This is a genomic window from Pseudomonas sp. CM25 (assembly GCF_013179705.1).
Taxonomy (GTDB): domain Bacteria; phylum Pseudomonadota; class Gammaproteobacteria; order Pseudomonadales; family Pseudomonadaceae; genus Aquipseudomonas.
Genome location: NZ_JABMCW010000213.1, coordinates 1 through 9,665 on the forward strand (window position 1 = coordinate 1; position 9,665 = coordinate 9,665).

Annotated in this window: 9 protein-coding genes and 1 pseudogene; all 10 read left to right on the forward strand. The window is 60.9% G+C overall.

Features of this window, described 5'->3' with window-relative positions; translation table 11 throughout:
• Positions 1 to 291, forward strand: a 291-nt coding sequence (locus HP546_RS31140; protein WP_218584567.1) for a hypothetical protein, incomplete at its 5' end; no start/stop codon positions are given.
• 48 nt (positions 292 to 339) lie between these two features.
• The gene (gene rnr, locus HP546_RS19990) at positions 340 to 2,922 is read left to right on the forward strand and encodes a ribonuclease R (RefSeq protein WP_172228652.1); all 2,583 of its coding nucleotides are present in this window, start codon (positions 340 to 342) and stop codon (positions 2,920 to 2,922) included.
• Positions 2,919 to 3,665 carry a 23S rRNA (guanosine(2251)-2'-O)-methyltransferase RlmB gene (gene rlmB, locus HP546_RS19995; protein ID WP_172228654.1) on the forward strand — a complete coding sequence of 249 codons (747 nt, stop codon included), beginning with the start codon at positions 2,919 to 2,921 and terminating at the stop codon, positions 3,663 to 3,665. The genes rnr and rlmB overlap by 4 nt, the downstream gene beginning before the upstream one ends.
• A 306-nt stretch (positions 3,666 to 3,971) precedes the next feature.
• Entirely contained in the window at positions 3,972 to 4,397 is a 426-nt protein-coding gene (gene rpsF / locus HP546_RS20000) for a 30S ribosomal protein S6 (protein ID WP_003249557.1), read from the forward strand.
• 28 nt (positions 4,398 to 4,425) lie between these two features.
• Complete coding sequence (gene rpsR, locus HP546_RS20005; RefSeq protein WP_003249563.1) at positions 4,426 to 4,656, forward strand: 30S ribosomal protein S18; 231 nt, start codon at positions 4,426 to 4,428, stop codon at positions 4,654 to 4,656.
• Positions 4,657 to 4,689: 33 nt separating this feature from the next.
• Positions 4,690 to 5,553 carry a hypothetical protein gene (locus HP546_RS20010; protein ID WP_172228656.1) on the forward strand — a complete coding sequence of 288 codons (864 nt, stop codon included), beginning with the start codon at positions 4,690 to 4,692 and terminating at the stop codon, positions 5,551 to 5,553.
• 20 nt (positions 5,554 to 5,573) lie between these two features.
• The gene (rplI, locus tag HP546_RS20015; RefSeq protein WP_075804740.1) at positions 5,574 to 6,020 is read left to right on the forward strand and encodes a 50S ribosomal protein L9; all 447 of its coding nucleotides are present in this window, start codon (positions 5,574 to 5,576) and stop codon (positions 6,018 to 6,020) included.
• 113 nt (positions 6,021 to 6,133) lie between these two features.
• Positions 6,134 to 7,531: a replicative DNA helicase gene (dnaB, locus tag HP546_RS20020; protein ID WP_172228658.1), complete on the forward strand. Its 1,398-nt coding sequence runs from the start codon at positions 6,134 to 6,136 to the stop codon at positions 7,529 to 7,531.
• Between the two features lie 489 nt (positions 7,532 to 8,020).
• Positions 8,021 to 8,226, forward strand: a pseudogene (locus HP546_RS20025) (DUF3077 domain-containing protein).
• A 304-nt stretch (positions 8,227 to 8,530) separates the two neighbouring features.
• Positions 8,531 to 9,665: YgiQ family radical SAM protein (locus tag HP546_RS20030; protein WP_172228660.1), on the forward strand; the 1,135-nt coding region annotated here is incomplete at its 3' end.

Genomic DNA, 9,665 nt, shown 5'->3' on the forward strand with positions numbered 1-9,665 from the left:
CGAACTTCCACGACCTTGCGGTCACTGATACCTGAAACCAGCGCGTCTACCAATTCCGCCACCTGGGCACACATTCGAGATTACTTGATGCTTTACAGCGCCGCTCATCTCTACTACAACTTCGGGGTTGTCCGTCGTTGTGGTGCGCACTATACGGACGCTCTGGAGGGCTGTAAAGCCCCCAATCAAAAAAAATTTCAAAAAATTCAACTTGTTGATTCCACAGGTCTATTGCCGCTCACCAGAGGTGCCGTTGGGGCTGTCCAACGCTTACATTTCCGGTTTCAATAGGCCTATGCCAGAATTCATATCTATATACCCCAAGGTGAACCCCTTCTGATGGCCGATTGGCAATCCCTCGATCCCGAGGCCGCTCGCGAAGCGGAAAAATACGACAACCCCATTCCCAGCCGTGAGCTGATCCTGCAGCGCCTTGCCGACCGTGGCGAACCCGCTGCGCGCGAGGAGCTGGCGAAAGAGTTTGGTCTGTATGAAGAAGACCAGATCGAAGCCTTGCGTCGTCGCCTGCGTGCCATGGAGCGCGACGGCCAGCTTATCTATACACGGCGCGGCACTTATGCCCCGGTAGACAAGCTGGACCTGATCTGCGGCCGCGTCTCGGGCCACCGCGATGGCTTCGGCTTCCTTATCCCTGATGACGGCAGCGAAGACCTGTTCCTCAGCCCGTCGCAGATGCGCCTGGTATTCGACGGCGACCGTGGCCTGGCCCGCGTCTCTGGCGTAGACCGCCGCGGCCGCCGCGAAGGCGTGCTGGTCGAAGTCATCTCCCGTGCCCACGAAAGCGTGGTCGGCCGTTACTTTGAAGAGGGCGGCATCGGCTACGTGACCCCGGACAACCCGAAGATCCAGCAGGAAGTGCTGGTGACCGCCGGGCGTAACGGTGGCGCGAAGATCGGCCAGTTTGTCGAGATCAAGATCACCCACTGGCCAACCCCGCGCTTCCAGCCGCAAGGCGACGTGGTCGAGGTCATCGGCAACTACATGGCGCCGGGCATGGAAATCGACGTTGCCCTGCGCAGCTACGATATCCCCCACGTCTGGCCCCAGGACGTGGTCAAGGAAGCGCGCAAGTTCCGCTCCGAAGTCGAAGACAAGGACAAGGAGAAGCGCATCGACCTGCGTCACCTGCCGTTCGTCACCATCGACGGCGAGGACGCCCGCGACTTCGACGACGCCGTCTATTGCGAACCGCTGGGCAAGCTGCGCATGTTCTCTGGCGGCTGGCGCCTGTATGTGGCCATCGCCGACGTGTCCAGCTACGTGCGCCTGGGTTCGGCCCTGGACGTCGAGGCCCAGCAGCGCGGTAACTCGGTGTACTTCCCCGAGCGCGTGGTGCCGATGCTCCCTGAAGAGCTGTCCAACGGCCTGTGCTCGCTGAACCCGCATGTCGATCGCCTGGCCATGGTCTGTGAAATGACCATGAACAAAGCCGGCCAGATGGTCGACTACCAGTTCTACGAAGCCGTGATCCATTCACATGCCCGTCTGACCTATCACAAGGTCAGCAGCATGCTCGAGCACTCCCGTACCCGCGAGGGCAAGGCGCTGCGCGAGGAGTACAAGGAAGTCCTGCCGGACCTGAAGCACCTGTACAACCTGTACAAGGTGCTGGTCGAGGCCCGCCACACGCGTGGCGCCATCGATTTCGAAACCCAGGAAACCCGGATCATCTTCGGTGACCAGCGCAAGATCGCGGAAATCCGCCCGACCGTGCGCAACGAAGCCCACAAGCTGATCGAGGAATGCATGCTGGCGGCCAACGTGGCCACCGCCGAGTTCCTGCAAAAGCATGAAGTGCCTGCCCTGTACCGGGTGCACGACGGCCCGCCGCCAGAGCGCCTGGAAAAACTCCGCGCCTTCCTGGGCGAGCTCGGCCTTTCCCTGCACAAGGGCAAGGACCCGTCGCCGAAGGACTACCAGGCCTTGCTGGCGAGCATTGCCGGGCGCCCGGACTTCCACCTGATCCAGACGGTGATGCTGCGCTCGCTGAGCCAGGCGGTGTACAGCACCGACAACAACGGCCACTTCGGTTTGAACTACGAGGCGTACACCCACTTCACCTCGCCGATCCGTCGTTACCCGGACCTGCTGGTGCATCGCGCCATCCGTAGCGTAATCCGCTCCAAGGTCGATACCCCGCACGTCAAGCGTGCCGGCGCCATGAGCATCCCCAAGGCGCGTATCTACCCGTACGACGTGAATACCCTCGATCAGCTGGGCGAGCAGTGCTCGATGACCGAGCGGCGTGCCGACGAGGCCACCCGCGACGTGGTCAACTGGCTCAAGTGCGAGTTCATGAAGGACCGCGTGGGCGAAACCTTCCCGGGCGTGATCACTGCGGTGACCGGCTTCGGCCTGTTCGTCGAGCTGACCGATATCTACGTCGAGGGCCTGGTGCACGTCAGCGCGCTGCCGGGTGACTACTATCACTTCGACCCTGTGCACCATCGACTGTCCGGTGAGCGTACCGGGCGCAGCTTCCGCCTGGGCGACACCATCGAAGTCAAGGTCATGCGCGTCGATCTCGACGAACGCAAGATCGACTTCGAGGTGTCCGAGCAGCAGCTCAAGGCGCCGATCGGGCGCAAAGGGCGCGGTGCCGCACCGGTCGCCGAAAAGGGCGAGCAGCCGCCGGTGACCGAGGCCAAGGCTACGCCGAAGCCGCGTAGCCGCAAGAGCGAAGCGTCCGAGGCGTACTTCCCGAAAGACGCCGTGCAGCGCAACGCCGAAGTGCGCAAGAGCCGCGAAATGAAGAAAGCGCTGATGACCGAAGCGCGTTCCGGTGGCCATTCGAGCAGCAAGTCGGACAAAGGCAGCAGCAAGGCTGCCGGCAAACCGACCAAGCACCGTAAAGGCCCGCCGAAGTCCGGCGCGCCCCGCAAGAGCAAGAGCAAGTCATGAGTCAGCTGGAAAAGATCTACGGCGTGCACGCCGTGCAGGCGTTGTTGCAGCACCATCCGAAGCGGGTCAAGCAGATCTGGCTATCGGAAGGGCGCAGCGAGCCGCGCATCCAGGCGCTGCTGGCGCTGGCCGCCGAGAACCGCGTGGCGGTCGGCCAGGCCGAGCGCCGTGAGATGGATGCCTGGGTTGAGGGTGTGCACCAGGGCGTGGTTGCCGAAGTCAGCCCGAGCCAGGTGTGGGGTGAGCTGATGCTCGAGGAATTGCTCGAGCGCACTGAAACCCCGCCGCTGATTCTGGTACTCGATGGTGTTACCGACCCGCACAACCTCGGCGCCTGCCTGCGTACTGCCGATGCGGCCGGTGCCACGGCAGTGGTGGTGCCCAAGGACAAGTCGGCGACCCTGACCCCGGTTGTGCGCAAGGTGGCCTGCGGCGCTGCGGAAGTGATTCCGCTGGTGGCCGTGACCAACCTTTCCCGCACCCTGGAAAAACTCCAGCAGCGTGGCTTGTGGGTGGTCGGTACCGCGGGCGAGGCCGAGCAGGAGATCTACCAGCAGGACCTGACCGGGCCGCTGGTGATGATCATGGGCGCGGAAGGCAAGGGCATGCGCCGGCTGACGCGCGAGCATTGCGATTTCCTGGTGAAATTGCCGATGAGCGGGAGTGTCAGCAGCCTGAACGTTTCGGTAGCGACGGGCGTGTGCCTGTTCGAGGCCGTGCGTCAGCGACAGGCCAAGCGCTGATCTTCAGCCTGAACCGGCCCTATCGCCGGCAAGCCAGCCCCCACAGGCACGCCACAAGGTTCAGGTCCTGTGGCGATCCTGTGGGAGCTGGCTTGCCGGCGATAGGGCCAGTACAGACATAAAGTGTTTCGGGCTGTTCAAATAATCGCCAATCACCTTGCTTGTGTGCCACGGCTTCTCTACAATTGCGCCCCTTGCCGAGCTGGCAGGTGCGCATGCGCCTCCCCTCTGTGCAAGACATACAGTGTCATTCACTCCTTGTCTGACCAGATTCGCTGGCAGACTACTAACCCGTAAGGAGCATTCATGCGTCATTACGAAATCATCTTCCTGGTTCACCCGGACCAGAGCGAGCAAGTCGGCGGCATGGTTGAGCGTTACACCAAGCTGATCGAAGAAGATGGTGGCAAGATCCACCGCCTGGAAGACTGGGGCCGTCGTCAACTGGCCTACGCAATCAACAATGTTCACAAGGCTCACTACGTGATGCTGAACGTTGAGTGCACCGGCAAGGCCCTGGCCGAGCTGGAAGACAACTTCCGCTACAACGATGCCGTTATCCGTAACCTGGTCATCCGTCGTGACGAAGCCGTTACCGGTCAGTCCGAGATGCTGAAGGCTGAAGAAAACCGCAGCGAGCGCCGTGAGCGTCGCGAGCGTCCTGAGCATGCTGACTCCGCCGAAGGCGACGACAGCAATGACAGCGACTCCAGCGATAACGCTGACGAGTAATCCACGGACCTTTAGAGGAGCCTATTAAATGGCACGTTTCTTCCGTCGTCGTAAATTCTGCCGCTTCACTGCTGAAGACGTGAAAGAGATCGACTTCAAAGATCTCAACACCCTGAAAGCTTACGTATCCGAAACCGGCAAGATCGTTCCAAGCCGCATCACCGGTACCAAAGCTCGTTATCAGCGTCAGCTGGCTACCGCTATCAAGCGCGCCCGCTTCCTGGCCCTGCTGCCCTACACCGACAGCCACGGCCGCTGAGACCGGGTCGTCGACAAGCAGTAAGGGATTAGCATGCGAGCGTTAGCAAGCTTCATCATGCGCGGTCGTGTGCAGGCCACCCTGGTGGTGGTCATCAGCGCGGTACTGCCGCTGCTGTTCTGGTTGAGTGCCGCTGCCGGCAGCCTTGTGCTGCTGCGGCGCGGGTTCAAGGATGCTACAACGGTCATCGCCGGCGGCCTGCTGGCCGGGTTGGCCGTGTGGTTCATGGGCGATCCCATCACCTTCATGGTGATTGCGGGTGCCCTGGCCATGGCCGCCATGTTGCGTGCCGAGCAACCCTGGAGCCGCGTGTTGGTGGTCAGCGCCGTGTTCGCCGTGGCTTTCAGCCTCGTGCTCGATCTGGCGCTGGCACCGACCTTCGATATGCTGGCCAAGGCTTTTGCCGAGGCCATGCCGCAAATCGAAGGGCAACCGGTGCTCTCCGGTGAGCTGATCCGCCCTGTGCTGGTCGCTTCCACAGCAGTGACGGTGCAATTGTTCAGTGTGCTGGCCTTGGTGCTGGCGCGCTACTGGCAGGCAGCGTTGTACAACCCTGGAGGCTTCGGTCGCGAGTTTCGCGCCCTGAAGCTGCCAAAACAGACCATGGCGGTGTTGGTGGCAGTGATGGTGGTGGCTCCGTTTATCGGGTCGCAGTTCATCATTCTGGCATCGGCCTCGAGCCTGGTACTGGTACTGGCCGGCATCGCCTTGATGCACGGGCTGGTGGCACAGGGCCGACTGGCTGGTTTCTGGCTGGTGGGCATGTACGTGACGCTGCCGCTGATCATGCAGCTGATTTATCCGTTGCTGATGGTCTTGGCCATTGTCGACAGCCTGATTGATTTTCGCGGTCGCAAGTCCCCCAAGGGGAATGACTCCGCGAACGGTGAAGGTTAAAAGTTAAGAGGTTTTACCAAATGGAACTGATCCTGCTGGAAAAAGTCGCTAACCTGGGCAACCTGGGCGACAAAGTAAAAGTTAAGGCTGGTTACGGCCGTAACTTCCTGCTGCCATTCGGCAAGGCCACCGTTGCCAACGCCGCCAACCTGGCTGCGTTCGAAGAACGTCGTGCCGAGCTGGAAAAAGCAGCTGCCGACAAGAAAACTTCGGCTGAAAGCCGTGCTGCCCAACTGGCCGAGCTGGAAGTGACCATCACTGCCACCGCTGGCGACGAAGGCAAGCTGTTCGGTTCGATCGGCACTCACGACATCGCTGACGCCCTGACCGCCTCCGGCGTTGAAGTGGCCAAAGCTGAAGTTCGTCTGCCGAACGGCACCATCCGTCAGGTTGGCGAATACGACGTAGCCGTGCACCTGCACAGCGACGTTGAAGCCACCGTACGTGTGGTCGTCGTAGCTGCCTAAGCTGCGCTGACTGGCTGGCTCCTGGTGAGCCAGGCGGTTAACATCGGGCACGGTCCTGTTTTATACAGGCCGTGCCCTTTGTCTTTTTCGTCCTCCAGAATTCTTTCGTGGCCATGAACGAGATCACCACCTCCGAACAGCTTGACCTGCAAACCGCCGCCCTGAAGGTGCCGCCGCATTCCATCGAGGCCGAACAGGCCGTGCTCGGTGGCCTGATGCTGGACAACAACGCCTGGGAGCGGGTGCTGGACCAGGTGTCCGATGGCGATTTCTATCGGCATGACCACCGCCTGATCTACCGGGCCATCCACAAGCTGGTGGACCTTAACCACCCGTTCGACGTGGTCACGCTGCATGAGCAGTTGGACAAGGAAGGCGTGTCCTCGCAGATCGGCGGCCTGGCGTACCTGGCCGAGCTGGCCAAGAACACCCCGTCGGTAGCCAACATCAAGGCGTACGCCGCGATCATTCGCGAGCGTGCCACGCTGCGCCAGCTGATCAGCATCAGCACCGACATCGCCGATAACGCGTTCAACCCCCAAGGTCGAAACGCCGAGGAAATCCTCGACGACGCCGAGCGGCAGATTTTCCAGATCGCCGAAGCGCGGCCGAAAACTGGCGGGCCGGTAGGCGTCAACGAACTGTTGACCAAGGCCATCGACCGGATCGACACGCTGTTCAACTCCGACAGCGAGATCACCGGCGTTTCCACCGGTTATACCGACCTGGACGAGAAGACCAGCGGTTTGCAGGCAGCTGACCTGATCATCATTGCGGGTCGTCCTTCGATGGGCAAGACCACCTTCGCCATGAACCTGGTGGAGAACGCGGTGCTGCGCAGCGACAAGGCGGTGCTGGTCTTCTCGCTTGAAATGCCAGGTGAGTCGCTGATCATGCGTATGCTCTCGTCCCTGGGCCGCATCGATCAGACCAAGGTGCGTTCCGGCCAGCTGGATGATGACGACTGGCCGCGCCTGACTTCGGCCGTCAACCTGCTCAATGACCGCAAGCTGTTCATCGACGATACGGCCGGCATCAGCCCCTCTGAGATGCGTTCACGTACTCGCCGCCTGGCGCGGGAGCATGGCGAAATCGGCCTGATCATGGTCGACTACCTGCAGCTCATGCAGATTCCAGGTTCCGGCGGTGATAACCGTACCAACGAAATTTCCGAAATCTCCCGCTCCTTGAAAGCGTTGGCCAAAGAGTTCAACTGCCCGGTGGTTGCACTGTCGCAGCTGAACCGCTCCCTTGAACAGCGGCCGAACAAGCGCCCAATCAACTCCGACTTGCGTGAGTCGGGTGCAATCGAGCAGGACGCCGACGTCATCATGTTCGTGTACCGGGACGAGGTGTATCACCCCGAAACCGAGCATAAGGGCATCGCTGAAATCATCATCGGCAAGCAGCGTAACGGCCCCATCGGCTTTGTGCGGCTGGCGTTTATCGGCAAGTACACCCGCTTCGAGAACCTTGCGCCGGGGATGTACAACTTTGACGATGACGAATAACGGTTTTTTTTCATTAACCGGCGCAGGGCTCACTGGGATAGCTGGGGCGTGGCTATATTTTCTGACGACTGAGCCAGGAAATGATCAGTTTTTTCCCGTTGCGTGTAGGCCGTTTCTGAAATAGTTTCCTACCGTCTTTGCGCCATTGCGGTGGTTTTCTGGGCGGCCTAGTCTGGCCCTGTCGTTGCCAACGCAGCGACCGGGCCTGCAAGCCCGCTACAGGAACGAATGTTGTTCACCGTAAGCCAATGGCAGCCATTGGGCTCGCTTGATGGTGGCTGCGTACGGGAGGTTCTCGAACCTGCCGATGCAGGGGCAGATGCCTGCTGTAAGGCTTCGTTGATATGTCGCCTGGTCCGGCCCTTTCGCGGGTGAACCCGCTCCCACAGGATCTCCAATGATTTCGAGGCTTGTGCCGTACCTGTGGGAGCGGGTTTACCCGCGAAGAGGCGGGCCGAGGCAGTCGAGAATTTTCAGGGGGATTGAACAATGACAACAGACGACACCCAGTTCACTGTCGGCAAGACCACTTTCTACCAAGGCGAAAACGGCGCCCACCCGCTGTTTCGCATCGAGCCGGGCATACCGTGCAGGGACGCACGCGAGCAGTCTTCGGAATTGATGGGCTATGTGCGCGAATTGACCATCATCGGGTTGATGGATGAAAACCGATGATGATCTGGGCGGCCCATTAGCGGAGTGCGATGGCCAAGGCGCTGATGGATGATGCAGAGTTGGGGATGAAGAGGTGAGGGGTCGGCTTCAGGTTGCATGAAGGCAGCCATGTGTTCGCCACAACAATTTCAGCGCCTAGAAGACCGAGCGCCGCCCGCGCGCTCGGTCTCCTAGGCGCCGAAACTGCAGCGGCGAACACCCGGCGCGCCCACCCCCCAACCGTCGCCCAACCCACCAATCCCCACGAAGACAGTCGGATTTGGTCAAAATTTGTGCTATATTCCGCGCCCGCGATTTCCCTGCACAACAGAACCGGTCACTGACATGCAAGCAGCCAAACCACTCTACGACTATCCCAAGTACTGGGCCGAATGCTTCGGGCCAGCACCTTTCCTGCCGATGAGCAGGGAGGAGATGGATCTGCTCGGCTGGGACTCCTGCGATATCATCATCGTGACCGGTGATGCCTACGTCGACCACGCGTCGTTCGGCATGGCCATCATCGGCCGCCTGCTGGAAGCCCAGGGCTTCCGCGTGGGCATCATTGCCCAGCCGAACTGGCAGTCGAAAGACGACTTCATGAAGCTCGGCGAGCCGAACCTGTTCTTCGGCGTGGCTGCGGGCAACATGGACTCGATGATCAACCGCTATACGGCGGACAAGAAGATCCGTTCCGACGACGCCTACACCCCTGGTGGCCTGGCCGGCAAGCGTCCGGACCGTGCCAGCCTGGTGTACAGCCAGCGGTGCAAGGAAGCCTACAAGCACGTGCCGATCGTGCTGGGTGGCATCGAGGCTTCGCTGCGGCGCATCGCCCATTACGATTACTGGCAGGACAAGGTCCGTCATTCGATCCTGGTCGACGCCAGTGCCGATATCCTGCTGTACGGCAACGCCGAGCGGGCCATCGTCGAGGTTGCCCAGCGCATGTCCCAGGGCGAAAAGATCGAGCACATCACCGATGTGCGTGGCACCGCATTCATTCGCCGTGACACGCCTGCGGACTGGTTCGAGATCGACTCCACCCGCATCGACCGCCCGGGCCGCGTCGACAAGATCATCAACCCGTACGTGAACACCCAGGACACCCAGGCCTGTGCCATCGAGCAGGCCAAAGGCGACCAGGAAGACCCGAACGAAGCCAAGGTGGTGCAGATTCTCGACAGCCCGCGCATGACCCGCGACAAGTCGGTGATCCGTCTGCCTTCGTTTGAAAAGGTGCGTAACGACCCGGTGCTCTACGCCCACGCCAACCGCGTGCTGCACCTGGAAACCAACCCGGGCAACGCTCGTGCGCTGGTACAGAAGCATGGCGAAGTGGACGTGTGGTTCAACCCGCCACCCATCCCCATGACCACTGAAGAAATGGACTACGTGTTCGGCATGCCCTACGCGCGTATTCCGCACCCGGCGTATGGCAAAGAGCGCATTCCGGCCTACGAGATGATCCGTTTCTCGG

Coding starts and splice junctions, on each gene's coding strand:
- rnr (WP_172228652.1), top strand. CDS start 340: ATGGCCGATTGGCAATCCCTCGATCCCGAGGCCGCTCGCGAAGCGGAA.
- rlmB (WP_172228654.1), top strand. CDS start 2,919: ATGAGTCAGCTGGAAAAGATCTACGGCGTGCACGCCGTGCAGGCGTTG.
- rpsF (WP_003249557.1), top strand. CDS start 3,972: ATGCGTCATTACGAAATCATCTTCCTGGTTCACCCGGACCAGAGCGAG.
- rpsR (WP_003249563.1), top strand. CDS start 4,426: ATGGCACGTTTCTTCCGTCGTCGTAAATTCTGCCGCTTCACTGCTGAA.
- HP546_RS20010 (WP_172228656.1), top strand. CDS start 4,690: ATGCGAGCGTTAGCAAGCTTCATCATGCGCGGTCGTGTGCAGGCCACC.
- rplI (WP_075804740.1), top strand. CDS start 5,574: ATGGAACTGATCCTGCTGGAAAAAGTCGCTAACCTGGGCAACCTGGGC.
- dnaB (WP_172228658.1), top strand. CDS start 6,134: ATGAACGAGATCACCACCTCCGAACAGCTTGACCTGCAAACCGCCGCC.